This is a genomic window from Renibacterium salmoninarum ATCC 33209, assembly GCF_000018885.1.
Lineage (GTDB): Bacteria > Actinomycetota > Actinomycetes > Actinomycetales > Micrococcaceae > Renibacterium > Renibacterium salmoninarum.
This window is the reverse complement of sequence record NC_010168.1, coordinates 53,443-79,778: the sequence shown is the minus strand read 5'-3', so window position 1 is coordinate 79,778 and position 26,336 is coordinate 53,443. Positions and strand designations below refer to the sequence as shown.

Annotated in this window: 29 protein-coding genes, 1 tRNA gene and 5 pseudogenes; 21 read left to right on the top strand and 14 right to left on the bottom strand. The window is 57.0% G+C overall.

The window, feature by feature from the left end; genetic code table 11:
- Position 1 precedes the first annotated feature (1 nt).
- The 6 genes and pseudogenes from RSAL33209_RS00390 to RSAL33209_RS19455 form a co-directional block, all read left to right on the top strand.
- Positions 2 to 532 (top strand): YbhB/YbcL family Raf kinase inhibitor-like protein, encoded by a 531-nt coding sequence (locus RSAL33209_RS00390; RefSeq protein ID WP_012243557.1) that lies wholly within the window; start codon positions 2 to 4, stop codon positions 530 to 532.
- 55 nt (positions 533 to 587) lie between these two features.
- Entirely contained in the window at positions 588 to 1,889 is a 1,302-nt protein-coding gene (locus tag RSAL33209_RS00385; RefSeq protein WP_041684235.1) for an MFS transporter, read from the top strand.
- Between the two features lie 4 nt (positions 1,890 to 1,893).
- Positions 1,894 to 2,703, top strand: a pseudogene (locus RSAL33209_RS00380) (HAD family hydrolase).
- A gap of 130 nt (positions 2,704 to 2,833) precedes the next feature.
- Positions 2,834 to 3,539: pseudogene (locus tag RSAL33209_RS00375) on the top strand (glycerophosphodiester phosphodiesterase family protein).
- 39 nt (positions 3,540 to 3,578) lie between these two features.
- The gene (locus tag RSAL33209_RS00370) at positions 3,579 to 4,178 is read left to right on the top strand and encodes a YdeI/OmpD-associated family protein (protein ID WP_012243552.1); all 600 of its coding nucleotides are present in this window, start codon (positions 3,579 to 3,581) and stop codon (positions 4,176 to 4,178) included.
- A gap of 68 nt (positions 4,179 to 4,246) precedes the next feature.
- Positions 4,247 to 4,825, top strand: a pseudogene (locus RSAL33209_RS19455) (phosphatase PAP2 family protein); the annotation flags it as partial.
- 37 nt (positions 4,826 to 4,862) lie between these two features.
- On the opposite strand, the gene RSAL33209_RS00360 reads toward RSAL33209_RS19455, so the two are convergent.
- Complete coding sequence (locus RSAL33209_RS00360; protein ID WP_233494237.1) at positions 4,863 to 5,816, bottom strand: glycoside hydrolase family 76 protein; 954 nt, start codon at positions 5,814 to 5,816, stop codon at positions 4,863 to 4,865.
- Positions 5,774 to 5,962, bottom strand: coding sequence for a hypothetical protein (locus RSAL33209_RS18330; protein WP_012243550.1), 189 nt, complete (start codon positions 5,960 to 5,962; stop codon positions 5,774 to 5,776). Before RSAL33209_RS18330 ends, RSAL33209_RS00360 begins: the two co-directional genes overlap by 43 nt.
- Positions 5,963 to 6,067: 105 nt before the next feature.
- Between RSAL33209_RS18330 and RSAL33209_RS00355 the strand changes: the two genes are divergently transcribed.
- The 3 genes from RSAL33209_RS00355 (at position 6,068) to RSAL33209_RS00345 (ending at position 9,063) form a co-directional block, all read left to right on the top strand.
- The gene (locus tag RSAL33209_RS00355; RefSeq protein WP_012243549.1) at positions 6,068 to 6,871 is read left to right on the top strand and encodes an SDR family NAD(P)-dependent oxidoreductase; all 804 of its coding nucleotides are present in this window, start codon (positions 6,068 to 6,070) and stop codon (positions 6,869 to 6,871) included.
- Positions 6,868 to 8,031: an acyl-CoA dehydrogenase family protein gene (locus RSAL33209_RS00350; RefSeq protein ID WP_012243548.1), complete on the top strand. Its 1,164-nt coding sequence runs from the start codon at positions 6,868 to 6,870 to the stop codon at positions 8,029 to 8,031. Before RSAL33209_RS00355 ends, RSAL33209_RS00350 begins: the two co-directional genes overlap by 4 nt.
- A 147-nt stretch (positions 8,032 to 8,178) precedes the next feature.
- Positions 8,179 to 9,063: a ketoacyl-ACP synthase III gene (locus RSAL33209_RS00345; RefSeq protein ID WP_080503721.1), complete on the top strand. Its 885-nt coding sequence runs from the start codon at positions 8,179 to 8,181 to the stop codon at positions 9,061 to 9,063.
- Here RSAL33209_RS00345 and RSAL33209_RS00340 read toward each other — a convergent pair.
- Positions 9,060 to 9,827 carry a DUF1684 domain-containing protein gene (locus RSAL33209_RS00340; RefSeq protein ID WP_012243545.1) on the bottom strand — a complete coding sequence of 256 codons (768 nt, stop codon included), beginning with the start codon at positions 9,825 to 9,827 and terminating at the stop codon, positions 9,060 to 9,062. The two genes, RSAL33209_RS00345 and RSAL33209_RS00340, sit on opposite strands and share 4 nt — an antisense overlap.
- Positions 9,828 to 9,900: 73 nt before the next feature.
- Between RSAL33209_RS00340 and RSAL33209_RS00335 the strand changes: the two genes are divergently transcribed.
- A complete protein-coding gene (locus tag RSAL33209_RS00335; RefSeq protein ID WP_012243544.1) occupies positions 9,901 to 10,209 on the top strand; it encodes a hypothetical protein in 309 nt (102 codons plus the stop codon).
- Positions 10,210 to 10,234: 25 nt separating this feature from the next.
- Here RSAL33209_RS00335 and RSAL33209_RS00330 read toward each other — a convergent pair whose 3' ends face one another.
- The 4 genes and pseudogenes from RSAL33209_RS00330 to RSAL33209_RS00320 all read right to left on the bottom strand — a co-directional run bounded on the left by RSAL33209_RS00330 (position 10,235) and on the right by RSAL33209_RS00320 (position 16,596).
- Positions 10,235 to 11,146 (bottom strand): pseudouridine synthase, encoded by a 912-nt coding sequence (locus tag RSAL33209_RS00330; protein WP_041684231.1) that lies wholly within the window; start codon positions 11,144 to 11,146, stop codon positions 10,235 to 10,237.
- A 12-nt stretch (positions 11,147 to 11,158) separates the two neighbouring features.
- Positions 11,159 to 11,725, bottom strand: coding sequence for a zinc finger domain-containing protein (locus tag RSAL33209_RS00325; protein ID WP_012243542.1), 567 nt, complete (start codon positions 11,723 to 11,725; stop codon positions 11,159 to 11,161).
- Positions 11,699 to 11,791: pseudogene (locus RSAL33209_RS19450) on the bottom strand (Fpg/Nei family DNA glycosylase); the annotation flags it as partial. The pseudogene RSAL33209_RS19450 and the gene RSAL33209_RS00325, both read right to left, overlap by 27 nt.
- A 143-nt stretch (positions 11,792 to 11,934) precedes the next feature.
- Positions 11,935 to 16,596, bottom strand: a pseudogene (locus RSAL33209_RS00320) (ATP-dependent helicase).
- 173 nt (positions 16,597 to 16,769) lie between these two features.
- Here RSAL33209_RS00320 and RSAL33209_RS17350 point away from each other — a divergent pair.
- Positions 16,770 to 17,432 carry a hypothetical protein gene (locus RSAL33209_RS17350; protein ID WP_145962023.1) on the top strand — a complete coding sequence of 221 codons (663 nt, stop codon included), beginning with the start codon at positions 16,770 to 16,772 and terminating at the stop codon, positions 17,430 to 17,432.
- Here RSAL33209_RS17350 and RSAL33209_RS19890 read toward each other — a convergent pair.
- On the bottom strand, positions 17,319 to 17,720 hold the full coding sequence (locus RSAL33209_RS19890; RefSeq protein WP_411740989.1) for a DUF4232 domain-containing protein: 402 nt from the start codon (positions 17,718 to 17,720) through the stop codon (positions 17,319 to 17,321). The genes RSAL33209_RS17350 and RSAL33209_RS19890 overlap by 114 nt on opposite strands.
- On the opposite strand from RSAL33209_RS19890, the gene RSAL33209_RS18325 reads away from it, so the two are divergent.
- Positions 17,668 to 17,955, top strand: a complete 288-nt coding sequence (locus RSAL33209_RS18325) for a hypothetical protein (protein ID WP_233494236.1) — start codon at positions 17,668 to 17,670, stop codon at positions 17,953 to 17,955. The two genes, RSAL33209_RS19890 and RSAL33209_RS18325, sit on opposite strands and share 53 nt — an antisense overlap.
- A gap of 78 nt (positions 17,956 to 18,033) precedes the next feature.
- Here the strand turns inward: RSAL33209_RS18325 and RSAL33209_RS00305 are convergent, their stop codons facing one another.
- The 3 genes from RSAL33209_RS00305 to RSAL33209_RS00295 form a co-directional block, all read right to left on the bottom strand.
- Entirely contained in the window at positions 18,034 to 18,756 is a 723-nt protein-coding gene (locus RSAL33209_RS00305) for a YcnI family copper-binding membrane protein (protein ID WP_012243535.1), read from the bottom strand.
- 64 nt (positions 18,757 to 18,820) lie between these two features.
- The gene (locus RSAL33209_RS00300; RefSeq protein WP_012243534.1) at positions 18,821 to 19,303 is read right to left on the bottom strand and encodes a hypothetical protein; all 483 of its coding nucleotides are present in this window, start codon (positions 19,301 to 19,303) and stop codon (positions 18,821 to 18,823) included.
- Positions 19,304 to 19,545: 242 nt separating this feature from the next.
- Entirely contained in the window at positions 19,546 to 19,932 is a 387-nt protein-coding gene (locus tag RSAL33209_RS00295) for a VOC family protein (RefSeq protein ID WP_041684225.1), read from the bottom strand.
- A gap of 107 nt (positions 19,933 to 20,039) precedes the next feature.
- Between RSAL33209_RS00295 and RSAL33209_RS00290 the strand changes: the two genes are divergently transcribed.
- Together RSAL33209_RS00290 and RSAL33209_RS00285 are read left to right on the top strand one after the other, a co-directional pair.
- Positions 20,040 to 20,399 carry an ArsR/SmtB family transcription factor gene (locus RSAL33209_RS00290; RefSeq protein WP_049759034.1) on the top strand — a complete coding sequence of 120 codons (360 nt, stop codon included), beginning with the start codon at positions 20,040 to 20,042 and terminating at the stop codon, positions 20,397 to 20,399.
- Positions 20,396 to 20,908 (top strand): SRPBCC family protein, encoded by a 513-nt coding sequence (locus RSAL33209_RS00285; RefSeq protein ID WP_012243530.1) that lies wholly within the window; start codon positions 20,396 to 20,398, stop codon positions 20,906 to 20,908. Before RSAL33209_RS00290 ends, RSAL33209_RS00285 begins: the two co-directional genes overlap by 4 nt.
- A 77-nt stretch (positions 20,909 to 20,985) precedes the next feature.
- Here RSAL33209_RS00285 and RSAL33209_RS00280 read toward each other — a convergent pair.
- Positions 20,986 to 21,075, bottom strand: a tRNA-Ser gene (locus tag RSAL33209_RS00280).
- 58 nt (positions 21,076 to 21,133) lie between these two features.
- On the opposite strand from RSAL33209_RS00280, the gene RSAL33209_RS18320 reads away from it, so the two are divergent.
- From RSAL33209_RS18320 to RSAL33209_RS17890, 5 genes are all read left to right on the top strand, one after another.
- Positions 21,134 to 21,412 carry a hypothetical protein gene (locus RSAL33209_RS18320; RefSeq protein WP_233494235.1) on the top strand — a complete coding sequence of 93 codons (279 nt, stop codon included), beginning with the start codon at positions 21,134 to 21,136 and terminating at the stop codon, positions 21,410 to 21,412.
- Positions 21,336 to 22,301 carry a DNA glycosylase AlkZ-like family protein gene (locus RSAL33209_RS00275; RefSeq protein ID WP_233494234.1) on the top strand — a complete coding sequence of 322 codons (966 nt, stop codon included), beginning with the start codon at positions 21,336 to 21,338 and terminating at the stop codon, positions 22,299 to 22,301. Before RSAL33209_RS18320 ends, RSAL33209_RS00275 begins: the two co-directional genes overlap by 77 nt.
- Before the next feature lie 84 nt (positions 22,302 to 22,385).
- Positions 22,386 to 22,967 carry a cysteine hydrolase family protein gene (locus tag RSAL33209_RS00270; protein ID WP_012243528.1) on the top strand — a complete coding sequence of 194 codons (582 nt, stop codon included), beginning with the start codon at positions 22,386 to 22,388 and terminating at the stop codon, positions 22,965 to 22,967.
- A 21-nt stretch (positions 22,968 to 22,988) separates the two neighbouring features.
- Positions 22,989 to 23,456 (top strand): DJ-1/PfpI family protein, encoded by a 468-nt coding sequence (locus tag RSAL33209_RS17895; protein ID WP_012243527.1) that lies wholly within the window; start codon positions 22,989 to 22,991, stop codon positions 23,454 to 23,456.
- 44 nt (positions 23,457 to 23,500) lie between these two features.
- On the top strand, positions 23,501 to 23,899 hold the full coding sequence (locus RSAL33209_RS17890; RefSeq protein WP_012243526.1) for a helix-turn-helix domain-containing protein: 399 nt from the start codon (positions 23,501 to 23,503) through the stop codon (positions 23,897 to 23,899).
- Here the strand turns inward: RSAL33209_RS17890 and RSAL33209_RS00260 are convergent.
- Entirely contained in the window at positions 23,896 to 24,291 is a 396-nt protein-coding gene (locus RSAL33209_RS00260) for a GtrA family protein (protein ID WP_012243525.1), read from the bottom strand. The genes RSAL33209_RS17890 and RSAL33209_RS00260 overlap by 4 nt on opposite strands.
- Before the next feature lie 4 nt (positions 24,292 to 24,295).
- On the bottom strand, positions 24,296 to 24,733 hold the full coding sequence (locus RSAL33209_RS00255; RefSeq protein ID WP_041684899.1) for a nucleoside deaminase: 438 nt from the start codon (positions 24,731 to 24,733) through the stop codon (positions 24,296 to 24,298).
- Positions 24,734 to 24,803: 70 nt separating this feature from the next.
- Between RSAL33209_RS00255 and upp the strand changes: the two genes are divergently transcribed.
- Both upp and RSAL33209_RS17345 read left to right on the top strand, forming a co-directional pair.
- The gene (gene upp / locus RSAL33209_RS00250; protein WP_012243523.1) at positions 24,804 to 25,439 is read left to right on the top strand and encodes a uracil phosphoribosyltransferase; all 636 of its coding nucleotides are present in this window, start codon (positions 24,804 to 24,806) and stop codon (positions 25,437 to 25,439) included.
- Positions 25,440 to 25,579: 140 nt separating this feature from the next.
- A complete protein-coding gene (locus tag RSAL33209_RS17345; RefSeq protein ID WP_145962022.1) occupies positions 25,580 to 26,266 on the top strand; it encodes a hypothetical protein in 687 nt (228 codons plus the stop codon).
- Positions 26,267 to 26,336: the final 70 nt, after the last annotated feature.

Genomic DNA, 26,336 nt, shown 5'->3' with positions numbered 1-26,336 from the left:
CATGATTAGTTATGACCCTTATGCAGACCTGCCGCAGTTGCCCGGTTTTACGCTGAGCAGCGAGTCATTCAAAGACGGCGATGTCTTGCCAACGGCTCAGGTTTCCGGCGTGATGGGCGCGGGTGGATCGGATGAGTCACCCCAATTGAGCTGGTCGGATTTCCCGGCAGACACAAAGAGCTTCGCCCTAACGGCCTATGATCCCGATGCGCCTACCGCGAGTGGGTTTTGGCACTGGGCAGTTTTCAACCTTCCGGCGTCCACCACGTCTTTGCCGGCCGGTGCCGGGACGCCGCAGTCGCAGGCTTTGCCGTTGGGTGCCGTGACGCTCAAAAACGACGCCGGCATGCCGGGCTACGTGGGTGCGGCACCGCCAGCTGGGCACGGCTCGCACCGTTACATGGTGGTGGTACATGCGCTCGATGTTGAGGCATTAGATGTACCTGCTGAAGGTTCCTGCGCCTACCTGGGCTTCAATATCTTCAGCCACGGCATTGCCCGGGCCCGAATGATTGGTACTTTTTCTCATTAACTTAGCTGAATAGTTCATTGGCTTGCGGCGAGACTCGATAAGACACGGAGGCGCGATGAAGCTTCGCGAACACCGGTCTTTTATGCTGCTCTGGAGCGCGGCCACAGTGTCCAGTTTTGGCACCTACATCACCACCTTGGCGCTGGGGTTTCTGGTCACGGTGCAGCTTGGTCAAAGCGAGCTAGAACTGGGGTTGGTCAACGCTGCCAGATGGCTGCCATACGTCTTTCTGGGCTTGATCGCCGGCACGTTAGTGGAAAGGTTGCCGCAGCGCAGGCTGCTGATTGTTGCGGATCTACTGCGAGCGGGCGCACTTGGCTTCATCAGCTTCTCGGGATTGCTTGGCGTGCTGACCGTACCGATGTTGATCGTGGCGATGGTTGTTTTCGGCGCGTTTTCGCTGATTGGCGACACCGAGCACCAGACCTACTTGCCGCAACTCGTACCGCGAGAACTCTTGCACAAAGCGAACGCCCGAGTTGAACAAAGCGACGCGGTTGCACAAGCCACAGGACAATTGCTTGCTGGTGGCCTGATCAAAATGATCGGGATTCCGTTGGCATTTTTAGTCGATGCGCTCTCTTATGTTTTTTCGGCGTTAGTGATCTGGCGAATCAGAGCGCAAAACCTTATGGCACCAGAAATTTCAGAGCCGCGGGCCAAACTGAATTTGCCGCGCGAAATCAGTGAAGGGGTGCGCTGGGTCTACACGCATCCTCGGCGGCGTCCTTTGGCAATAAGCTCGCACGTCTGGTTTATCTTCAACGCGATGGCAGGTACGGTCTTCATCGCCTATCTGACCCTGACGCTGCATCTTGATGCGGCCGCTGCGGGCCTGATTTTTACCGGAGTTGGCGTCGGTGCAACGGTGAGTACTGCACTCACCACACGATTGGGTCATTGGCTTGGCCCAGGCAAAACCATCATGCTTTCCGGCGCCTTTGATGCCCTCGGCTTTGCCTTGATTGCGCTGCAGGCAACCTCTGGTGTGACGTCCACCAGCGCGCCCAATGCCGTATGGCAATTATGGCTGCCTTTGATCGCAGGTCAGTTCATCTATGGTTTGGGTTTCGGGATGAGCGGTGCGCATGAGTTGGCCTATCGCGTGATTCTGACGCCGAGACGACTACATGGCCGGATGAGCGCCACGATGCGTTCGATTAATCGCGCGATGATTGTCGTTGGTGCACCGCTGGGCGGGGCTTTAGTGCTTTGGCTAGGCGCTGCGCCAGTTTTTTGGATCATTACTGGCGGTTTTGTGGCCTCACGACTCTATTTATTACTGGTCGGCTTTGCCTCGGCCAGTTATCAAGAAGGCGTCGCGGTCGCTGAGCCATCTGAAGCACGGATAACCTGAAGCTATGCAATTGATCGCAAGCGATATCGACGGAACGATCCTCAACCACGACGGGAAAATTAGTCCACGCACCGTGGCTGCATTCCAGCCCGCGCTTGCAGCCGGCGTCGAAGTTGTCTTTGTGACGGGTCGTCCTCCGCGTTGGTTGGATCCGCTGCGTGAGCAAATTGGCCACGTGGGAACAGGGATCTGCTCCAATGGCGCGCTGGTTTACGATTTGGCTGAAGAGCGGGTGCTCAGTACTAAATGTTTGCCAATTGCAGACGTTTTGGCGGCTCGCCAGGCGATTAAAGAGGTGGTGGCTTCGGCTAGTTTTGCCGCCGAGGCCATCGACGGATTGTTCATTGAACCAGGGTTTGTTTGAGAGACCGCACCGGCGGCATTGAAGGCGATAGAGCCCCAGCTTTTGGCAGATTCGTTACGCGCAGAATGTGGCGTGTTGAAGCTATTGGCTAAGACACTGGACTCAAACGCGGATGAATTTTTAGCAAAGGTCCGGCCCGCCGCCGCCCAATGGGTGGATGCCACGCATTCAGCACCGGATATCGCCTTATTGGAAATGTCCAAGGTCGGCGTCAACAAAGCTGCAACCTTGAGCGAGTTTGCAGCTTCTCGCGGCATCCCGGCCGAGGCGGTAGTTGCTTTCGGGGACATGCCTAACGACGTCGAAATGCTCGCCTGGGCCGGGCGCGGCTACGCGATGGCTAGCGGGCACGAGTCTGCTTTGGCGGCCACTGACTTGGTGGCGCCTGGGATCGACGACGACGGCGTGGCGCAAGTGATTGAGCAGCTTTTGGCCCAACAGCAAGGCTAGAAAGTTCCAGATTGCTTTGGCGGCGCTTCTAGCCCCCGTAGCTTGGTACGCTTGCCGCGTGAACACAACTGGGCCTTTGCCTTATCTAGACTCGGCTGTTCCATTGGCCTTCGCGCATCGTGGGTTTTCGATGACTGGCACGAATATTGAGAATTCCTTGCCTAGCTTTCAGTCCGCCGTCGCATTGGGCTTTCGGCACGTTGAAACGGACCTGCGAACTAGCTCTGACGGTGTTCCACGACGAGGTCTTAGACCGAGTTACTAACGGTAAAGGCAAGATTTCTGCACACACCTTTGCGGAACTTTCCCGGCTCCGAATCAATGGCACGGAAGTTATTCCGCGTTTCGAAGATTTGGTTGCCGCGTTGCCCGGAACCAAAATCAATTTTGATGTCAAAGATGCTGCTGGCGTGGTGCCGTTAGTGGATGTCATTGAGCGGTATTCGTTGCATGATCGAATTTGTATCGCATCATTTTCAGACTCGCGTCGCCGCGCGGTGTTGGCCAGACTGAGCAAGCGCACTGCCTCGTCAGGCGGGATGCTATCGATTGCGGCTTTTCTGCTCTTTTCCGCCTGGCTGCCACGGCGTTGGCTGAAGCGAATACTGCACGACGTCGATTGCTTACAGGTGCCCGAGCGCGCCGGGGTCCTTCGGGTAGTGAGTAGAAAATCCATTCATCGAGCGCATTTATGGGGCTTGAAGTTGCATGTCTGGACCATCAACGACAAGGCAGATATGCACCGGCTCTTTGACTTGGGCGTGGACGGTGTGATGACCGATCGGGCCGACCTGCTGGCGCAGGTGATGCATGAACGCGGCTATTGGCTCAGCTGAACTCTGTTCGGTAGCGGTCGGAAACGGTAATGTGGCGGCATGGCTGCAGAAGTCCCCGAATTATTGGTGCAAAATGCCGAGCAATGGCGCGAGTGGCTCACTGAAAATCACGCGAGCCGTCCTGGTGTGTGGCTTGTGCTACATAAAAAAGGTGGCACTGTCACCGAGATAACTCACGCCAGCGCGCTCGATGAGGCGCTGTGCTTTGGCTGGATCGACGGCCAGGCCAAACGCCGCGATGCCGAAAGTGTTTTTCAGCGCTGGACGCCACGCGGGCCAAAAAGCTCGTGGTCGGTGCGAAATACTGAGCACATTGCTCGGTTGGAAGCTGAAGGCAAAATGGCGCAAGCCGGTTGGGCGGCGGTAGAAGCAGCAAAAGCCGATGGTCGTTGGGAGATGGCTTATGCAACCCAGAGTGATTCGGAGTTGCCCGCAGACTTGCTCGAAGCTATTTCGGCTAACCATCGAGCACAAAAGATGCTCGATGTGCTCAACACCAAAAACCGCTTCGCGATGTATTTCCGGCTCAGCCAACTCAAGACAGAAGCTGGTCGCCAGCGAAAGATAGCTGGTTTTGTTGAGATGCTCGCGCGCTATGAAGCGCCATACCCGCAACGGGATAAACCGGCTGGCGAATAGTGCTCAGCCCGCCGAATCACCGGCAGGCACCATAGGATCTGCCCAGTTTTCCAAGGCAGAATAGACGGATGCTTTCAACTTCGCGCCGAGCGACCCCGAACCGCGCCCTTTTGATCTGGGCGGGAGTTTTATTCATCGTCGGGTTGACGGGTTTCTTTGTTTTGTGGGGCATGGTGGCAGAAAATTCGGGCCTTACCGTTTACGATAAGCCGCTACTTGAGTGGCTACAAACCATCCGGGTGCCTTGGGCGACGCAGCTGTTAGGAATAATCACCACCGCGGCGAACCCGCTCTGGTTCACCGTGATTGTTATTGTGCTCGCGGGGCTCTGGGCTTTGCTCCGGCGCGAAATTTGGCGACCGGTGTTGCTTGCCTTAGCCATGGGGGTAGTGGCGTTGACCAGTACCTTCGTCAAGCTAGCCATTGCCAGGCCTCGGCCGCCAGCGAAAGACATGCTGTTCGGTATCAGCACCTCGTATTCTTTTCCCTCCGGGCATGCTCTGGCGGCGGGCGTCTTTTTCATCGTGTTGGCTTACTTGCTGATCAGCAGGAATACGGAAGTTGGCCGCCGCGCTGTTTGGGCGGCAGTCGCCGTCGTCGGGATTTTCGCGATCTCATTCAGCCGACTGTATCTGGGCCATCACTGGCTCACCGATGTACTTGCGGGGCTGTCGCTTTCGCTCGCTATTGTGTCGTTAGTTCTGGTGGCAGACGCGTTTCGGTCTGAGCCAGTTGGTGCGCGGATTCAAAAATCATCCAGGCCTGTAGCTGGGTCGAAAGTTGCACCGGCGTCTGATTCGGATACGACTGATCAGCACGGAGCTGCAGATCCTTGGTAAAGACGTCTTCGGCGGAGCGGGAGGCCCAGATCGCCTCGGCGGTTGTGAAGACCAAACTCGCGGCAGTGGCTCGGGTCCGGGCCGGTAGCGCCTGATTCCGGGCCGCAACTGCCAGATAGCGAACCAAGATTCCGGTAAATAGCCCGCTGTCGCCATCGCCATGCAACAAAATTGCGCCATCCGAGCTCAATCCGCGTTCGACGCCGGCCACCACCTCAGCGGCCCGGTCTAGATTGCTGTCAGTTGGCACTGCACACAGCGCACCAAGGACCGGTCCTTGGTTATAAGTCCAGACCGTTTCTTCGCGTTCTGGCCCGGTCGATCTGAGGTGGATTCCATCCAGATACAAACCACGTTCGGTATCCCAGAGGTTGGAGTAGAGCCAGTCGAGAAGCTGCTGAGCTCGTTGCACGTCGCCGACGCGCGCGAAATATAGCGCTGCTGGTCCGTTGGCCGGCGTGTTTTTGAAGTCACGCCGCTTAGACCAAAACAAACCGCAGCCCGGTTCAGTGCTGAAGCCTTGAATTAGCTGCCGGCCCAACGTTCGTACAGCCCGGTTTGCACCCGGGAAAGACCTGCCAGTGGCTTGTAGTGAGAGCTGCTCGGCTCTGCCGGCCGCCAGCGCCAGCCACGCCATATCGTCATAAAAACTATTACTGAGTCGAAAGAAATTGCGGAGCTTGATGCTGCGTAACAAGGCTTGAGCTCGGTGTAAATTAGGCTGTTTGCCGGTTTGGAGCTTGCGCCAACCGGCATCTAGAAGGCAATCCAGATAATGAGCTTGCCACCAGTAAGCCATTCCAGGTTTCGCTGCGCAGGGGCAGCAATCTTAGCCAACCAGGTACCCGGGATGATCAGGAGTCGGCGGCCAAACCGGGAATTTACCGCGCTTTCCGCCGTCGCGGCCCGGTGTGCCCATGCTTCGGTCTGGGTTTGCCCGCTCATGCATTCACTCTAATCCGATTGCCTGGTTTCGTGCTGATGGGTAGCTCTGCGTCAGAGCTGTTAATTCGGTTAGTATGCATTAACGGAACTCGATGAGGAGGAAACATGAAGATTAGCGGTTTGAACTCTGAAATCGTGGTGGCCCTGGTGACAGGTGGTGCCTCGGGCTTGGGTGCGGCCACGGCCCGGCGACTGCATGCCGGTGGTGCCGCCGTCGTCATTGTTGATTTGCCTAGCTCTCATGGTGCCGAAGTTGCCGCCGAACTTAACGCCAGTCGTGAGAACAGCGCTGTTTTTGCTGGGGCGGACGTCACCGACGAGGCGCAGGTACAGGCAGCCGTCGCCGCTGCCTCGACGCTTGGAACCTTGCGCGTAGTGGTCAACTGTGCCGGAATCGGTACGCCAGGAAAGGTCTTGGGCCGGGACGGCGTACTGCCGCTTGAGGCGTTCAACCGGGTGATCCAAGTGAATTTGGTTGGCACCTTAAATGTGCTTCGACTCGCAGCCGCTGCCATGGCGAATAACGAGCCCGTAGTTGGCGAGTTCAACACTTCCGAACGCGGCGTCATTGTCAATACCGCCTCGGTGGCTGCTTTTGACGGACAAATTGGGCAGCCAGCATATGCGGCCTCAAAGGGTGCGGTTGCCGCAATGACACTACCCATTGCCAGAGAGTTTGCCCGCTCGCTCATCCGGGTGATGACCATTGCGCCCGGTATTTTTGGCACGCCGATGGTGGCCGGGTTGCCACAAGACGCGCAAGATTCCTTGGCCGCGCAAATCCCGCACCCGTCCCGGCTTGGTCAGCCCGATGAGTATGCGGCCTTAGTGGAACACATCATTGCGAATGCCATGCTCAACGGCGAGACCATTCGCTTGGACGGCGCAATCAGGATGCAGCCTAAATGAGTGTGCCCGAACGCAGCTTGCCCAGCGCCGACTTTTACCATCTTGAATCGAGGCTGACCGGCTTCGAACAGCAGAAGTTGGCGCAGCTGCGCGAGTTTTTGACCGAGCAGGTTGCACCCTATTGTGTGCAGTGGTGGAATGATGCCGAATTCCCGGCGCATATTCTGCCGGATCTGGCCAAGCTTGGTCTTTCTACTGTTATTCAGCAAGGTTATAGCCCGCTTTTTGCTGGCCTAGTCATTGTGGAAATCACCAAAGTAGACACCTCGCTGGCAACCTTCTTCTTGGTTCACCACGATCTTTTCGTAGAGTCCCTTTACCTCTTTGGCACTGACGATCAGCGATCGCGTTATTTGGCCGACGCGCTCGCGCTGCGGACTACCGGGGCATTCGCATTGACGGAGCCAGAACATGGTTCTGACGTTGCTGGCGGAATGACGACGACGGCGCTCCGAGACGGCGACGAATGGGTCATCAACGGGGCAAAACGTTGGATTGGCAACGGGACTTTTTGCGATTACATGCTGCTCTGGACCAAAGACGCAGAAAGCGGCGGGGTGCGCGGGTTTATCCTGGACACCTCGCTCCCGGGCGTCAGCCGAGTCAAAATTGATAATAAGATTGCGCTGCGAACGGTGCAGAACGCCCATATCGAGCTGGACAAAGTTCGCGTCAGTGAAGCTGACCGTTTCGCGGGAATCAACTCATTCCAAGACACTAATGTCCTGCTGCAAGGTTCCAGAGTGATGGTGGCTTGGCAAGCTGTTGGACAGCAATTGGGCGCATTCGAGATCGCCAGGAAGTATGCGGTTGAGCGGGAGCAGTTTGGCCGGCCCATTGGGTCGTTCCAATTGGTGCAGGCCCAGTTGGTGAAAATGCTTGGAAATGCCACGGCCTCATTGTCGATGATGACTCAGTTGACCTCTTTGCCTTTTATGAGCATGGACCAAGTGGCTTTGGCGAAGGCGTTCACCACGGAACGAATGCGTGAAACCGTGGCTCTAGGTAGATCGATTTTGGGTGGCAACGGCATCGTCTCCGATTACCGCATGTCGAAGTGCTTTGCAGACGCTGAGGCAATCTTCACTTACGAGGGATCGTTTGAGATTAATACTCTCATTGTTGGCCGTTCAATAACCGGTTTATCCGCAATTGTCTAATATGGCGGCGGTGCCAACGGACGGGCTTTTATCTCGATAAGATTCATGGCATGCACCCCCATGTGCTTGCTATTTCTGGATACCGACCGCCCGGGGTTGTTTTCAATGAAAAACTCTCCGCCGGAATTCAGGTAGAAGCAAGGTTGGATAAAGCGGCGAACCGGAATTGATTCTCGGCGTCATACGCAACAGTCTGTCGCAGAAATGGCCGCTCGTTCTGCTTTAGAGGTAGTCCAAACCGCGGGGGCTCTACCGGAGGAAATTGATCTGGTCATTGTGACCACCGAGAGTTCAGTGGTGCAGTCGCCACCGTTGGCCCCGCTGATTGCTCAGCAGGTTGGGGCGCAAAATGCAGGCGCCTTCGACCTTGGTGCCGCTTGCGCCGGATTTTGTTATGGCATGAGTGTTGCAAGTGGGCTGATAGGCGGCGGTGGTGCGGAGAAGATCCTCTTGGTTGCTGCCGAGCAGACGAGTATTTGGTTGCATTATCAGGATCCGAACACTGCCGGAATCTTTGGCGACGGTGCCGGGGCCGCGCTGATCTCGGCCGCAGCAAACCGCACGATCTGGCCCGCTGCAATGTATCCCGACGGCACGAAACATGACCTTATTGGTATGAGTCAAGGAAATTTGCGGCATGCCTTTGATTCCAGCCCACCTATTTGGCCTAGTTCTTCAATGAAGGGAGCAGGTGTATTTCGATGGGTTATTGAAAATAGTTCATCGATTATTGACAAAGCCTTGAAAAACGCCGGCAAAGAAATTGAAGTCTTTGTACCGCACCAGGCGAACTTTCGTATTACCGAGGAACTGGTGAAACGTTTGGGCTTCAGCGGCGCGATTTTAGCCAATGATGTGTCCACCATGGGAAATACCTCTAGTGCCTCAATCCCGTTGGCTGCCGCGGCACTTTTAGCCTCTGGGCGTGCCCAACCTGGCCAGCTCGCGCTATTTTTTGGCTTTGGCGCCGGGATGACAGCGGCGGCGCAGGTGGTTCGGCTGCCAGCAGCGTACTCGCTACTCGAAGGTTAGAGCAGCTTTTCACCAGCTTCGATCCGCACCGGCAGAGAGTTTTCCGGCACCGGCTGTGGGCAGGTGCCAAAAGCAGAGAAACCGCTGGGCCAGTTCAAGGCATAGTTGAAATCAAGATCAAGTCTGCCGTCCTCGAGTTTGCTGACGTTGAGGAACCGCCAGCCGGCAGTTTCGGTTCCGTTGGTGGAATCCTTGAAATTCACCAGGTAGCCATCATCAGTGTCCTGAGCCAGCAAGCGGTAATGTTCGCCCGCAAGCTCGAAATGAACTTCGCCGGCTAGCTCAACACTGGCCGGTACCCGTGGATTGGCGCTGGCAATGGCGCGTTGTGTAGGCGCATCGAAGGGCTCGAAGCTCCCACTGAGCGCAAAACTCGGGTCGTAACTAAAAGTGGGCACGCCGTCGAACGATTGAAGCGTGGCTGCGCTGGAGTCCCTAGTGCGGATTGCGTAACTGCCGCCGCGCACGGCAAGTTCGATCACGACTGAACCAATTCGTAGCCAATTGAGTGACTCGTTTTCGGCTAGCTTTGCCGATATGGTGCCGTCGATCGGAACATTACCGGCTATCAGGATGAGTCCGTCTGCGGCCTGCGCGGTGACCGTTGCCCCACTTTCGTCGGCTTGCCAAGCGCCCGGAATCAAGTCCAGGGTGGCAGCTGTCTCCGGGAGCCACTGAAATGATGTAAGACTCAGCCAGCCGTGCGGTGCGGGCAAGGTTCGGTTTCGTTCGGCGCGAAAGGCTTCCCAAGATTTCAAGGTCATGCTGTAGCTAACTCTTGGTGCTGGGAAGCTATTCCTTTGAAAAATCGTCGGTGCCGCAGGCTAATCTGGACAAATGCCCTCTTTCCGCGCAGTCCTCCAGATCAAAGGCCTGCTTCCCGGTCATCAGCCACAAGCGGTGATGAGTACCGCGGTTGCCGCTTTAGGCTCAATCCATCTTGTTGAAGCCAATTCGCTCGACGTCGTGGCCGGAGTTCCAGTGATTACCTTGCGGTTTCTGGTGGAGGCGAGCACTGACGAGGACGAAAATCTGCGGGCGAGCGATGCCTCGGCAAAGTTGCGCAGCGCGATTGAAGAAATTGCCATCACTGGCCGCTTGACCACCTTGCGACGCGAGCGTGGCAAGTGGCTTTTTGTTAGTTGAGCTGTTTAGGGGTACTCGCGGCGGGTCAAACGACTTCGCGGAGGGTTAGCCGGCTGAGATGTTGCACATCGTGCCCGGAAATCGGGTCAGTGAATTCCAAGCTGCGTGCCAGTAATTGCAGTGGTTTTTGGTAATCATCGGGTGCTTGTTCGCTTAACACGGGATAGAACGGGTCATTGAGAATGCCCATTCCTAGCGCGGCCATGTGCACGCGTAATTGATGAGTTTTGCCGCTATGTGGTTCAAGCCGGTAAAGGCCGCGGGGGCCGTCCGCACTGGGCCAAGACCGTTCCAATGAAACTCGAGTTTCTGCGTTGGGCTCACCGGCAAGCTCCTGAGTGAGTAGATAGCTGCGTGATTTGTACAGTCGGCTCCGGATGGTCAGCGGCAATTGCAGATCCTCACGCACGGATGCGACGGCCTCATAATGTTTGCGAACTTGGCGGCACTCAAAGAGCAGTTGGTATTTTCCTCGGGTTTGTGGATTGACTGCGAAGAGCAGAATTCCTGCTGTCATCCGGTCTAGACGGTGGATCGGCACCAGGTCTGGTAGATCTAAAAGCACCCTTAACCGCACCAGTGCGGATTCGGCAACATACATGCCGCCTGGCGTTGTCGGCAGGAAATGAGGTTTATCAATAACGACCAGATGATCGTCTTGGTGCAAAACATCCAGTTCTACTGGGAGCCGATTTTCCACTGGGAGCTCGCGGTAGTACCAAAGGAAAGTGTGCTCAGCCAAGGGCGTCTGCGGTGTGATGACCACACCGCCAAGTCCTTGAACCTCGCCGCGTTCAAAACGATCCACTACACCCTGCGGGTCCACATGGTTGAAGCGATCCAAAACGTATTCCATCGCCGTCGTCCAGGGACCCTCTTCAGGCAGCCTGAGCCGGGTCGCGTTGACGCCGTTGCGCACCGGGAGCGGAGATTCCATCACCGGACTAGTTTAGTTGGCTAAGGGTTGGCATCGCGGACAGAAGTAGATGACTCGGCCCTCAAGTTCGTCTTCTCTAATGAGGGACCCACAACGACGGCAAGGTTGTCGAGCTCGTCCATAAACCCAGCTCGCATTATCTGCTCGGGCGGGACCTCCGGTGGTGCTGCGTTGCTTTCGATTTTTGTTCGCTTCAAGCAGCCGTTTAGCAAGCTCAACTACCCGGCCTAGGTCAACCTTTTCGACTGCGCTGAGCGGATGTGCGCCAATCAGAAAACACAATTCGTTCCGATAAATATTTCCGATGCCGGCCAGATTCCGTTGATCGAGCAATGCCAGGCCAATTGGTCGGCCAAGTTGGGCGCTAAGTCGGTTCCGGGCTTCTAGCGGGTTCCAGTCAGGTCCCAGCAAATCTGGGCCCAAATAGTCCAGATCGAGTTCATCCGGCTTGACCACGTGGACAAATCCCAGCGAAAACCCAACTGCTACTGCTTCTGCGGCCTCCAGGATGACGCGGGCAGTGTAAGTTGGGCGACGCCAGGTTTCCTGGCGAGAATAAGTGTGCCAGCTGCCTTCCATTTTGAGATGTGAATGGATCAGCGCAGTGTTTTCAGCAGGGGAGTTGCACTCAATGAGCAGATGTCTGCCGCGGGCTTTGACGTTTTCTACTCGGTATCCGGCTAGGTCAACAGTGGCGTAGGCCGGTACGCGAAAATCGCTGCGATGTAGTTCTTATTCCGTGCAAAACAAGGTCGAGCTGCTGTGCTTGCCACCAAACAGTATCTCCCTCAGGCGCGGATCCGCACCCCGCGTGGAGTTGAATACGCCCCTGCTGCAAGCAATTCGCTGGCTAGTAAGGTCCCTAGCACCTCGCCACCGTTTACTTTTCGATGGCAAGCCGCTCGGCCGCACCGCGTTTCACGAGTTTGACCAGTGCGGATGCCGCTGCGGCAATTACGGCAGGTTCAGTGGCGAAACAAAGCACGGTTTTTCCACCCCGTTCCATGTAAAGCACCAGCTCGCCGTCGACAAGTACCACCAGCGCCCCAGCTTTTCGCCCTGGTCTATGACCGGAGCCTTCTAGGCTGGGCCAAATTAATGCTGCCCCATATGGGTTTGCTGGATCTGTTGCAGCCAAGGCCAGTGCGGAGAGAGAGCTGCTCTGCCGAGAAATCTGTAGCGAAGGTCCGTAGCCGATCGACGGTAGCTGGCACGGCAAATTGAGCCGCCCCAAGCTTTTCAATAAAGTAGCCGCGGCGGCTTCTACCTTGTTCTTCAAGGCGGGAGAGCACCTTGTACATTAAGGCGAATCCGCCTGGCTGACCCTCCGCGGCAACCGAGCCGCGCGTGACTACCCCGTAGCGGTCCATGAGTATCCGCCATAGCGTGCGCGCGAACGGTCGGCTCTAACACCTCGGTGGCAACGGCGAAACTGCTCCAACGGCCACCGACCATAGGCGAACCCATTGGCGTCGCCGGTCTACTCAGACCCGCGTAGCGCCCAGCACCTTGGGCGCCTGGTAAACGTCCGGGCCGTAGCCGAGGCGTCCTTGCCTTTTGCTTATGCGCGGTGTGCCCGCCGTCGAGCATGCCGCGGACCGGAGCGAAAGTTTCGTTTCCTACCCTGCCAGCCCAGACTAGTTCCCAGAGTGCTGAGGTGAGCGCTTCATTGGAGGGCAATTCAGTGTCGCTGAGGCCCAGACGTAACTGTTGGAAAAAATAGGCACCTCCGGAGCTGAGAAATTCTTGAACTCGTAAGGCAAGCGCTCCTGGCATGTAGTCCTCGGCGGGGCTTAGCGTGAGCGCGGCAGACTCTGCCAGATGTAAGGAAATCCAGCCGTCATTACCTGGTAGCGAACCTGCTCCAGACCACAGCACTTCGCCGGAGGCCATCAGCTCATCCAATAAGGCCGGCGAATAATCTCGCACCCGCACGGCCAGAACCAAGGGCTCCACGGCGGAGACCGGAATCGGTACACCTGCAAGTTGATCGATCACCGTGAGGACGCCGTCATGACCACGGAGTGAGGAATTAATGTGTTGCCAAGCCGGCAGGAACCTAGCGTAGGCCGCGCGATCAACGGGTTCAACTTCGGCGCGCAACGCGGCCAGTGAACGTTGCCTGATGCGACGCAGAACCTGGGCATCGCACCATTCCAGCCCGGTTGCACCGCCCTGCGTAGCAATTGGCCGGAACTCGCCTTGCACTACTCGACCATCGGCGCCAAGCCGGTCTAAAGCGGACTGGACAATCGCAACGCCCAAGCCGAATCTCGCGGCCACTTCCGAGGTGAGAAACGGCCCGTGTGTGCGGGCATATCGGGAGACTAGGTCTCCCAGCGGGTCCAAAACTGGTTCAATGAACGCCAGCGGAATGCCCATCGGTAGTGGGAGGCCAAGCGCATCACGCACTCTAGCGGCGTCTTCTACCGCAAGTAGTACCGATTGGCCGGCGATCTTGCTAGTAAATGCCCTATTTGCTTTGACTAATTCGGTAATCGCCACCTCGGCGCTGACCAGCTCTGTGGTGGCGGTTTCTGCGCTAAGCCGCGCCGTGATTTCTTGTTCCGAAAGCGGCCCAAGCCGTCGGAGTAGATCGGCGACGCCTTCTACGCCTCGAACTTGTCGTGAGACTGCCAGACCTTGCAGCTCGGCCTCGGTATCAGCAATAACTTGTGGGTCTAAGAGCTCGCGCAGCTCTGCTCGGCCAAGTAGCTCGTTAAAAGTAGTGCGGGGTCGAGTGAGAGCGCCGCTGCGCGCCGCTCGGCAAGCGGTGAATCGCCTTCATAAAGAAAACTTTCCACGTAGCCAAAGAGCAGCGAGCGAGCAAACGGTGATGGTTGCTGGGTGGTAGTTTCCGTCATCCGAAGCTCACGCCGAGCAATTGCGCTGGCAATATCTTTCAACGCTGGCAGATCGTAGACATCCTGCAGGCATTCCCGCACGTTTTCTAAGATAATCGGAAAGGTTGGGTATTTTTTGGCTACATCGAGTAGCTGGGCAGAGCGCTGCCGTTGCTGCCACAGCGGCGATCGTTTTGCGGGGTTTTGACGGGGCAGAAGCAACGCACGCGCAGCGCATTCGCGGAATCTGGCAGCGAAAAGTGCCGATCCGCCCACCTGGTCAGTGACAATCTGTTCGATTTCGTCGGCGTCGAAAATGAACAACTCAGCGCCCGGTGGCTCATCGTCCATCATCGGCACCCGCAGCACTATGCCGTCGTCAGCCGCCATAGCTGAGCCATCAAGACCGTAGCGCTCATGAAGTCTTGCGCCTACCGCGAGTGCCCAGGGGGCATGGACTGGCATGCCAAAGGGGCTGTGCAGCACAATTCGCCAGTCGCCTAATTCGTCATGAAAACGTTCGATGACCAAGGTCCGGTCGTCAGGTACGACGCCGGTAGCCTCGGCTTGCTCAGATAGATAACCGAGGAGGTTCCCGGTTGCGTAGTTGTCCAAGCCAATCGCGGCACAACGCTCGGTGGCCACTTTTGGTGATGCTGCTGAGACCTCGCGCATAAAGGCGCCGATGGCGCGGCCCAGTGTCACGGGGCGGCCTAAGGAGTCGCCCTTCCAAAAGGGTAATCGACCAGGCTGGCCGAATGCGGGTGAGACCAGCACGCGGTCGTGTGTAATGTCTTCGATTCGCCAACTGGTCGCGCCCAAAGCGAAAACGTCGCCGACTCTGGACTCGTAGACCATTTCCTCGTCGAGCTCGCCCACCCGGCGTGAATTTTTTCCCTCCTCAGCGCCAACTAGATAGACGCCAAAGAGCCCGCGATCTGGAATTCTGCCCCCAGAAGTGACGGCGAGCCTTTGTGCCCCTGGCCTGCCGGTGATGGTGCCGGCGTTGCGATCCCAGACGATGCGCGGGCGTAGCTCCGCGAATTCATCGGAGGGGTAACGCCCAGCGAGTAGATCCAAGGTCGCATCGAACGCAGATCGAGGCAGCGCGGAAAAGGGTGCACTGCGTCGAACTGTGCTGAACCATTCTTCAACATCCAGGCTGCCTAGGGCTGTTGCGGCAACGGTTTGCTGCGCCAAGATATCCAAAGGATTTGCGGGGATGAAAAGCGGCTCGATATTGCCAGCAAGTATCCTTTCCACGGTGACAGTGGAGTGTACCAAGTCCGCGCGGTGTTTTGGGAACAGCACACCCTGCGATACTTCACCGACTTGGTGGCCAGCTCGGCCCACTCGTTGCAAACCGCTGGCGACGCTGGGTGGTGATTCAACTTGGATAACCAAGTCCACTAGGCCCATGTCGATGCCGAGTTCCAAGCTAGAAGTGGCCACCACGCAGCGCAATCTGCCAGCCTTCAGATCATCTTCGATCAGCGCGCGCTGTTCTTTGGAGACCGAACCATGATGGGCCTTCGCAAGTATTGGCTCACTGCCAGCCGTGCTACCTGCCTGGCCCATGATGTGCGCTGGCATGGGCGAATCCGGCAGCGGAGCGCTGTTTTCTTCCTTAGCCTCTATGCGTTCGGTGTAGATCTCATTGAGCCTGCCGGTTAACCTTTCAGCAAGACGTCGAGAGTTAGAGAAGACGATGGTTGAGCGATTCGCTAACACCAGGTCCACGATTCGTTCTTCCACGTGTGGCCAGATTGAGGCATTGGGTTGCAGCCCCGAGGCCGGCCCAAGGTCGTGCGCAGCGGCAGCTGAAGCGAGGTCTGACATGTCCTCCACCGGTACCGTGACCTGCAGATTCCAGGTTTTCGACGCCGGTGGTGCCACAATTTCACACGGCGCTTCGCCGGACAGGAACCGAGCAACGGTGCTGAGCGGTTCAACCGTTGCGGATAGTCCGATGCGTTGGGCAGCTTTGCCAGTACCTTCCGACCCGGTGAGCAAGGTGTCTAGCCGTTCGAGGGAAACTGCCAGATGAGCGCCGCGTTTGGTGCCAGCAACCGCGTGGACCTCGTCGATGATCACGGTACGTACCGTTTTCAAAGTTTGTTTTGCTTGCGATGTCAGCATCAGAAAAAGTGACTCTGGAGTGGTGATCAAGATTTCTGGTGGATGGCTAAGTAATTTCCGGCGCTCATTGGCGGGAGTATCACCACTTCGCACCCCAACGCTGACTTCTGGAACTTCGGCGCCCTGCCGTAAGGCGTTTTGCCGCAAACCGATCAGTGGAGCGCGCAGATGCCTTTCGACGTCAATGCCCAAGGCCTTGAGCGGAGAAATGTAAAGCACCTGAGTGCCAATCCGCTCAGAAGCGGCGACCTCCGCATGCGCTTTGATGAGCGAATCTAGCGACCAGAGGAACGCCGCTAGCGTTTTGCCGGAACCAGTGGGCGCGACCACCAAGGCATTTGCGCCGCTTGCAATAGCCTGCCAAGCGCCAGTTTGAGCCGGCGTCGGCTGCGAAAAGGCGCCCTCGAACCAGGCGCGAGTTGGCGCGCTGAAAAGGTCAAGGGCAGAATTGCTCATAGCTACCATCATTGCGTATTGCACTGACAGAAACACTCCTGCGGTGTGTCCGCAACACACTGTCGGCGCCGCGAGGTAATCTGAAGCTAACGGCAAAATACTGACGCCCCGCGATATTTCCAGGGTTCGGCAAAGACCGGTGCAAAGCAATCATTCGTGGGGACGATGTGGGAGATGGAATAGCCGTGGAATCGCGGCATGTAGGGAACAACTGGCTACCCTTAACGGTGTTGGCTTTGTTGTTTCTCAGTGGTGCGGCGGCCGATTTGAGCACCAGCTCAAATAGCTCGCTCATTGCCTTGCACTATGCCGTTGGTTCAATGATTTTGGCCTTTGTTACCTGGCTCTGGTTTTTGAATCGTAAGCCAGCAATGACAGGTACTGCGAAAACCTATTTATATTTGGCCTGCGGAGTTGAGTTCGGCGTCCTTTTTGGCGGCGCAATTGAACCGTTTCGGGGCTTGGGTGGTTGGTTAGTGCTTGGCATCGGGCTTGCTTGGTATGGCCGGGTAGAGCAGGCTCGAATCCTCGTCACCGTCGGAGCAATCTGTTCGGTAAGCGCACTTTTGGCGCTTTTTGCCCCGGCCCCGGTGCTTTCTGGCATCTTGCAAGGTATTTCCGCAGTCGCTTGCGTGATTGCGGCAATGCGCTTGCACACTATGTTGCACGGCAGACGAACGCCGCGACGGCCAATGGAGTTGGGCAGCCTGACGGATCTAGTTAAGCCTGATTTGTCAGACCGCCATGAAAGCGCCGATTTGCAACAACACCACAGCGTTCTCGGTGCACGCAGTGAGCGGTTGGGCGATATAGAGCGCATCCGTGGCGCTGGGCGGGTAGACCCTTAGGCCATCGGCCTGTGACTGACTGCAGCCGCTTTGGTAGTTAGACGCCTGAGAGTACTGCAGATCGGCAGTAGCACTTTGCCCGGCTGCAAGCAGAACTGGTCCTTTGGATGGCTTGTTCTGATCGCGATCAGCTGCTGCTCCTAATTGCGTACCATTGCCATTCCCAACGAGTGATACCCCCGGGTAGCCGTCAATCGTGCAGGGTTTATCCGAGGAATTCTTGACGATGATTTTCATGAATACGTGTCCAGCTCCGGCCCCACCGTCACCAATCGTGCCGCTGAGCATCGCCGCAGTGCACAGCGCGGGGCCGGCAACAGCGCTACTGGAGGGGGCGCTCGAGGTAGGCGGCGTCGTCGTCGGGCTGGGACTTGATGCCGACGGCGAGCTGTTGCTTGGCGAATTTTGCGGCGCTGGCTGTGCACAGCCAGCTAGTGTCGCAACGCTGAGCAGAGCTAGCGTTCCAGTGACGAAAAGGGCGCGCGATGAGATTGATGATGGCATACCAACACGATGCTGCTAACCGGTGCCCTAGTCAATCATCTAGCCGGGCGATTGGCCGATTGGGGCCGGATTGTGACCGACCCCAATCGTGGTTCAGCTAGGCGTCCAACGTCTTCGAAGCTTTGTTACGGGTGCGGAAGAGTGCAAATGCACCCAATAACAACCCGGCAATTCCGGCCCCTAGCCCGATCCAGCCAGGAGCTTGCGATCCGGAATCTTGAGTTGCGGCAGCGGGGGTCGGTGCACTGTGGCCACTGTGCGCATCTTCCGCAGCGGCGGCCGTCAGGGTGATCGATGGTGCGGGATCTTTGACCGCATCATGATCTTGGCCGGGCTGTACAGTTTGCGCCCAGTTAGTCTCACCCTTTTCGCAGCTTCGCAGAACCGGGAAGTTCAGCTGAGATCCGCTGGCATCTGGGAGTTTCAGCGAGAGCACCAAGGCATCGCGTTGCGCCGGGTCCAAGGGGGTTTTCACCGTGTAAACGACCTGACTGGTCTTTTCGGTCACCTGGCTGCCATTTTCCAAGGTTTTCGGTTGAGCCAACTTGGTAGTGACCTTGCTGGCAACCCAATTAGGGTTCACGGTAGGGGTTGCGTCGTCAATATTTTCCGGCAGTGAAATCGCGATTTTGGTGGTCGCGGAACCACTGCAGCCGTGCGGGACGCTAAAGGTCAGTAGCGAGTAGGAATTCGAAGCGGTGCTGGAGGCGCTGACGCTCACGTGTGCGGACGCTGCCGCCGCACCGAGGCCCATCAGCCCCGCGGTCGCTACTGCGACCATCGTGGTTTTTAAGGCAGTCTTCTGGGAGTTCTTTTTCATGTGAGTAGCTTTCTGGGTGCGCCAAATAAGGCGGATTCAAGTTTTATCCGCCGACCAGGCGGAATCAGGAAAGTTTGAATGTCATCCAGTGCGACGGCGGCCCCCGCCAGCGATGCAAACTCAAGTAGCATTCCGGCAGCGGTTTTTCGATGCTCCGCGGTGTGCTGTCCGGGCGGCGGAATAGCGGCACAAAAACTGGCAGTTTGCGCTCGATCAGTGGGCGTAGCCAAGCTGCCAACGCCCGCAGAGCTGCTTCGCCACGAGCAAGTAATAACGCGGTCATTGCGGTAGCAGCGCAGTGCATGATGAGCATCAAAACGCCGCCAGAATTAGCAAGATGCTCTGGCATCGCTAGATCTGGAATTTGGCTAGGCATCCCGTGTTGGTGCCCCAATGCTGGCGTCACCTCGGACATCGGGCCGATCGCAAACCATTCAAAACCTTGGTGAAGTGCAAGCTGGCTTGCGGCCAACACTGCCAGCATGGCCGGCGTCGTAAGTTTCCATTGGGCAAGGAGCACGCAGAGTAAAAGGACTAAGGATGCCATTGCGGCAAGAATCGGCAGGGCCGGCAGTTGGCCACCGGCACCGATGTGCGCCCCGCCCGCAATGAACAGGGCGCTGAGGGCAACAACGCCGCTGCGCAGGAGCCGGAAGGGGCGGGTTTAGGCATCTCCGGTTCCTCTCGTCATTCGCTGGGAAATCAAAACTGATCAATAGCGATTCGTAGCGGGTCGCCGGATAGATTTTAGCCGATTTAAACCGGATCGAATGGCGAGTCTCTTGCGCCTCAGTTGTTATGCAGGATCTGAATCAGATTTCCGCAAGTGTCGTCAAAGACTGCGGTGGTGACCGGCCCCATTTCGAGGGGATCTTGCTGGAAGCGCACGCCCAGAGCAGTTAAGCGCTCAAATTCCGCAACGACGTTTTCGACGGCAAAAGCAGCGCACGGGATGCCCTCCGCTGCGAGGCCTTCTTGGTAAGCCTTGACTACCGGGTGACGGTTCGGTTCTAACAGCAGTTCAGTGCCGTCCGGATCCTCCGGTGAGACTAGGGTGAGCCAGCGATTTTCACCGAGCGGGACATCAAATTTTTTCTCGAACCCAAGAATATTTGCGTAAAACTGCAGCGCCATTTCCTGGTCCTCGACGAAGATGCTTGTGCGTTGAATTCTCATAAGGTGCCTCCGATAGTTGGTCCTGTACTGCAAGGCTTATTGAGTATTTGATCATTGAATCATACATATGGTTGTGTATATATATGACTTGGAGTATGTTAACGATCATGAGATCGAACAGCGTGCTAGAAGCTATTGCCGAACCAACTCGGCGACGCATTCTCGATGCCATCCGCACGGGTGAGCGATCGGTTGGCGATCTTGTGGAGATTGTCGGAATGCACCAACCAGGCATTTCCCGGCACCTCAAAGTGCTTCGAGACTCGGGGCTTGTTGAGGTGCGCCAAGATGCGCAACGCCGGCTCTACCGTCTGCGCGCAGAACCATTGAAAGAGCTGGATCAGTGGCTTGAGCCGTATCGGCTGGAATGGGCTGGCCGCTTAGACGCCTTGGAACAACATCTAGAACGCACCTCTCAACCGATTAGACCAATATCTAACAATCAATCAACAAAGGAGTCATCATGAGCCACAGTGCCAATGGCAGCATCGAGCGCACCGCTGAAGGCGGCCTCGTTCGTTTTGACCGCTTGCTTGCGTTCTCCATCGAAGATGTTTGGGCGGCAATTACCGAACCCGCTCGTCTGAGCGACTGGTGGCCGCCGTTCACTGCGGAGATCACTGTCGATCTTCGCGTGGGCGGCAAGTTGGTATTTGTCTGGCCAGACACAGACTTCCCAACTTTTGAGTTCACCATCACTGGCCTTGAGGTGCCAAGGCTGCTTGAGCACACCCACGCCAGCCCGGGGGCTTGGATGCGCTGGGAGCTTGAGTCGACGCCGGAAGGTACCAGGCTGCTGGCTACCTACTTCATCCCGAATCAAAATGTGGAGATGGCTATTGAGCGTGGCGACATAGTGGGTCTGCACCATTCGCTCGATCGGCTTGAGCCAGCGCTTTCCGGGCACCCAGCGCCTTGGGACAATGACGCATTCGACGAAATACGTGCAGGCTACGCAAAGGTTGAGAACGCCTGATCCGACTCGGCTGAGATCGGGCAAAGCAAAAGGCCCCCGGTTTCCTTTTTAACAAGGAAACCGGGGGCCTTTTATCGTGGCGGTGACGGTGGGATTTGAACCCACGTTAGGCTCTCACCTAAACAACATTTCGAGTGTTGCACCTTCGGCCGCTCGGACACGTCACCAACCCGAATACTCTACGGCACACAACCCATCCACCCAAAATGGTGGAACAATACGCCCATGAGCACAGCAAAACTTCGCGCTTGGTCCTGGCACAAACAAGGACTGGACGGTTCACTCGCCGGTCAGTCCGCTTCGGAAGTGCTGAACCGCAGCGGCTGGGCCCGCTCAGTGGGCGGCGCGAATCCCTACCTCGGACTCTTTGCCCGCGCAGGTCTGCACCGTGCTGAAGTGGATGCCGCGGTGGCCGCCGTCGAAATTCATGAACTTCCGGTGGTTCGCGGCTGCACCTATAGTCCTGGACGCCAAGGATTTCGACTGGGCGCTCCAACTGGGTAAAGGCGCCAATAACTCCGCAATCAAAGTGGTGGAAAAACTTGGCGTCACTCGGGCAGAGATTGAGGTGCTCGCGGAATCGGTGCTGAAAACCCTCAACAACAGCGGCCCACTAGACCCGCAACGGCTCAAAACTGAGCTGGGTGACGCCGTGCGCAACCTTGGTGAGGAGGGCAAACGAAAAGGTGCCGCCACCACGCTGCCTACAGCCTTGGGTACGCTGCAGACCCAAGGCCGAATCCGGCGAGTACCGAGCAACGGTCGGCTAGATCAGCAGCGATACTCTTATCTGGCTTGGGACTTGCCTTTGAGTAACCTCAGTGATGATCAAGCGCGCAACGCAATAATGGCTAAGTATCTGGCCTGGACCGGTGGCGCGACGCTCAAACAAAGTCAATGGTTCACCGCTTTCACCGTTGCGCAGTCCAAAGCGGCGCTCGCGGACGTTGGTGCAATTGAGCACGACGGGGTGTGGCAGCTCCCAGCCGACCGCGAATCCTTCGAGGATTTCCAGCCGCCAACCGAGGAGCAGATCCAGTTGCTTGCCGGCACTGATGGCATTGCCTTGCTCAAGCGTAACTCCGCCGAGCTGCTGGCCGCCGAGGACGCGGAAAAGTCGATTCTTGGCGAAAAGTCGTTAGCTCTGCAGGCGGATTTACCCGATCATCCAATTTTTGATCGTGGCACCATTATTGGGCTGTGGCAATATGATCCGGGCCAACAGGAGCTTGTCGCGTGGACCTTCCGGAAACCCAGCCGTGCCGTGAAAGAACGCCTCGCGGAAGTAGAGAGCTATATTCGCGATGAACTGGGTGATTTCCGCTCATTCAGCTTAGATTCGCCAGCATCGCGGCAGAAGCGGATTGACGCCTTGCGGGATATGCGCGGCTAAGCCGGGTACGAATGACCAGATCCGTCCACATCGGACCCGATTACGCCCTAGTGCAGGCGGGTCGCGGATCTTAGGCTCGAAGGTATGAGAGCCCTTTTAGTAATAGACGTCCAAGAGTCATTTCGGCAACGCGAGAACTGGGCCGTAATTTCTGATCCGAATATCGCAGCCAAAGTTTCCCAACTGGTGGAGCATTCTCGACGCGCTGGCGATGCCGTGCTGTGGGTTTTGCATGTGGAACCAGGCACCGGCAATGTCTTCGATCCTGAGCTGGGCTTTACTCGCCCGATTGAAGGCCTTGAGCCGATCTCGGCCGAACCTATTTTCACTAAGACTTCACATAACGCCTCCAGCGCTACCGGGTTACAGCAGTATTTGGTGAGCCACGGCATTGATGAATTGCGTATTTGCGGGATCCGAACCGAACAGTGCTGCGAGACCACTGCGCGTGTGGCCAGCGATTTTGGTTACCCAGTGGAATTCGTGATTAATGCTACGGCGACTCAACCGATAGAACACTGGACTGCCGAAGCTGGCCGAAGCTTCACCGAGGTGTTGGCCGATCCGCTGACACTTGGCACCAATGAAATCATTGAGCGAACTAGTTATGCACTTGCTGGCAGATTCGCTAGCATCGTGACACTTGATGAGGTTTTGTCGCGCTAAAAGCTCTAACTGGGAGACGAGATGACGATCATTGCAATACCTGTGATGGATCGGGTGCACTTGCTTGACTTGGCTGGCCCCGCGCAGGTTTTCGGTGACGCGGCAGCGCTTGGTTCCGATTTTGAGCTCTGCTTTATCAAAGATGGCGAGCAGCCGATTTCCTCTGCGCAAGGACTCGCTCTTGCCCCCGAGTCAAAGTGGCCGGATCTTTCCGTTACTGATCTCATCTTGGTCCCGGGTGGGTCAGCGCCAGAGGTCAAGTCGGCGTCGATCCTCAGTTCAGCGAGCCTGCAACGACTCAGCGAGCACGGCAGCCGCGGTGGGCGGGTGGCGAGTGTCTGTTCCGGTGCGATATCGCTTGGCTTGGCGGGTCTGCTTGATGGTCGGCGCTGCACCACCCATCACGAACTTCAGCAGGGACTGGCCGCCAGATTCCCGGCAGCAAACGTCATTTCTGACGTCCTTTTACCGAGGACGGCAACATTCTGAGCTCGGCCGGCATTGCTAGCGGGATTGATCTAGCGCTACACATCGTGGCGCAACAAGAGGGGCCAGCAATGGCAGCGCGGGTGGCTCGCGGAATGGTGATGTACGCCCGACGCAACGGTAATGCGCCGCAACAAAGCGGGATTCTTCGGCATCGGGCACATCTGACCGATCTGGTGCACCGCGCTCAGGACATCGTCGATGAAAGATTTCGTGAACGCTTACCGCTGACCGAGCTCTCGCATGCTGTAGGCGTCAGCGAGCGCACTTTGACCCGGGCGTTTACCGATTCACTTCAGCTCTCGCCACTGCGCTACCAGCAGCTGTTGCGCTTAGAGGAAGCGGAATCCTTGATTGAGCATGGGAGCACGGTGGAATCGGCGGCAGCAGCTGTCGGATTCGATGACGCGCGGATGCTTAGGCGGCTACGTTCCCATCGGCCTTAGTCTTGTCTGATCGAAATACCCATAAACGCATCAGCGTGAAAGTGCATAGTGCTACGCAGCCGATGGCAAAGAACTGCACCACGATTTGCGGGAAGCCCCAAAGCTGTACAAAGAGCCATGAGGATGCCGAAGTTGAATGCGTAAGCAAATGCTGCCACAGCAAGGAATTTCGCAGCCGAGCGTCCGGCAGCTCCCTGATGCGCAAAGGTAAAACCGCGATTGCCAAAGTAGCTGATCACCATGCTCAGCAAAAAGCTCGCGGTCAGGGCGATGAAAGCTGATGCACCAAACAGGGACAGGACGACGAAAAGTAGGTATCCAAGTAAGTTGCTGGTCAAGCCGACGACGGCGAACCGCCAGGAAGACCGCAACAGATTGCTTCGAGTGGCCATTTGGTCAGCCCTGCCGATGTCCGGCGAAAAACTCGCGTAAGAGGATGGCAGATTCAGCTTCCCGGACGCCTGGGTACACTTCCACCCAATGATTGAGGCGCGGTTCGCGCAGGATTTCGAACACCGAGCCAGCTGCGCCCGCCTTGGCGTCCCAAGCACCAAACACCACTCGCGGCACTTTGGCCAGCACAATGGCGCCAGCACACATGGCACACGGTTCCAAGGTGACCACCAAGGTGCAGCCGTCGAGCCGCCAGGAGCCAGTTGCCTCAGCGGCCGCACGTAGGGCCAGTACTTCCGCGTGTGCGGTGGGGTCGCCGTCGGCTTCGCGTCGATTTCTGCCCGTGCCAACCACGTTGCCAGAAGCATCTAAGACAACGGCGCCGATCGGGACATCTTCGGTTTGTAATGCCGCCTGCGCTTCGACGAGGGCAGCCCCCATCCAGCTCCGGAATTTATCGGCATCTGAAGGTTCGGATTCGAAGGGCACCGCTCAATGGTAACTTTTAGCTATGCGCGTTCTGGTTGTTGACCACCCCCTTGTTGCCCACAAGCTCACCGTTTTGCGGGATAAAAACACTCCTTCGCCGGTTTTTCGGCAGCTCACCGAAGAATTGGTGACCTTGCTGGCCTATGAAGCGACCCGCGAGGTTCGGGTTGAAGAGGTGAGCATTGAAACGCCGGTAACCAAGACAGTGGGCACCGGTTTAGTGAAGCCGACGCCGCTTGTGGTGCCAATTTTGCGGGCAGGCCTGGGCATGCTCGAAGGTATGACCCGGTTGCTGCCGACCGCCGAGGTTGGCTTCCTCGGTATGGCTCGTAATGAGGAAACTCTGGAAGCAATAACTTACGCCGAACGGCTGCCTGAGGATCTCACTGGTCGCCAGGTTTACGTTTTGGACCCGATGCTGGCAACCGGTGCAACATTGCGCGAAGCAATCAAGTTTCTGTTCGCTCGTAGAGCGCTGGACATCACTTGTATCTGCTTGCTGGGCGCCCCGGAAGGCATCGAAGCGTTGCGCGAACAGCATGAGGGAGCCAACGTCACGATTGTGTTGGCTTCGATCGATGAAGGCTTGAACGAAAAGGCATACATTGTGCCCGGCCTAGGTGACGCGGGTGACCGGCTCTACGGCGTCGTCGGCTAAATGCGCGCTGGTACGCCCTAGATCTGACCGTCTAGCGGGACCAATCTGCCTAGATCGTGAGGCTGTGTTCTTGTTATGTGTGCGGGAATGTCTATCACAAATTGGTTCAATGCAGGGCACTCAAGCGATATGCTCAGCGCATGGACCAATTCCAGCCACCGAGTATTCCTCCGGGACCGAATAACCAGCCGAACCAGCCAGTGCAGCCACCGTACGGCCAACCAGCGCAACAGCCGTATGGCCAGCCGCAACAGCAACCGCAACCATACGGCCAACCGCAGCCTTACGGCCAGCCGGCATACCCTAGCTACCCTGGTGGGTACGGCACTCCGCAGATCGCTCCTGTTGCCACACCGCAGAGCTTAACCATTGCGGTCTATCTGATGTATGCCGGCGCGGCGTTGGCGATTGTCGGCGGCATTTTCAGCCTGGTGACGATTGAGCAAGGCATCCAACTGGGCTTGAATAGCTCGAATACCAGATTGAGTGGCCGCGAATATGAAACGGCGGCCTCAGTAGCTCGAGCGATTGCTTACGCTGGGGTGCTCTTCAGCATTGTGGTGGGCACCGCATTGTGGATCTGGATGGCATTGGCTAATAACGCGGGTAAAAACTGGGCGCGGATTGTTGCCACGGGTTTTGCCGGTATCGGCATTGTCAGCCAGCTGATCAGTGTGGTTTCAAGCGGCGCAAACCATACTTTGATCGTGGGCAGCCTAATTTTCGGTATCTTGACCTTGATCGTTTCTATCGCTGCACTGACGCTCATGTGGCTCAAGCCATCAAGCGAGTACTACAAGTTCAAAAGCCAGAAGGTTGTTTACTGAGCTCATCGCGTAGACAAAAAGTGCTCCTGGCCGCTGATTAATGAGCAGCCAGGAGCACTTTTTGATTTGA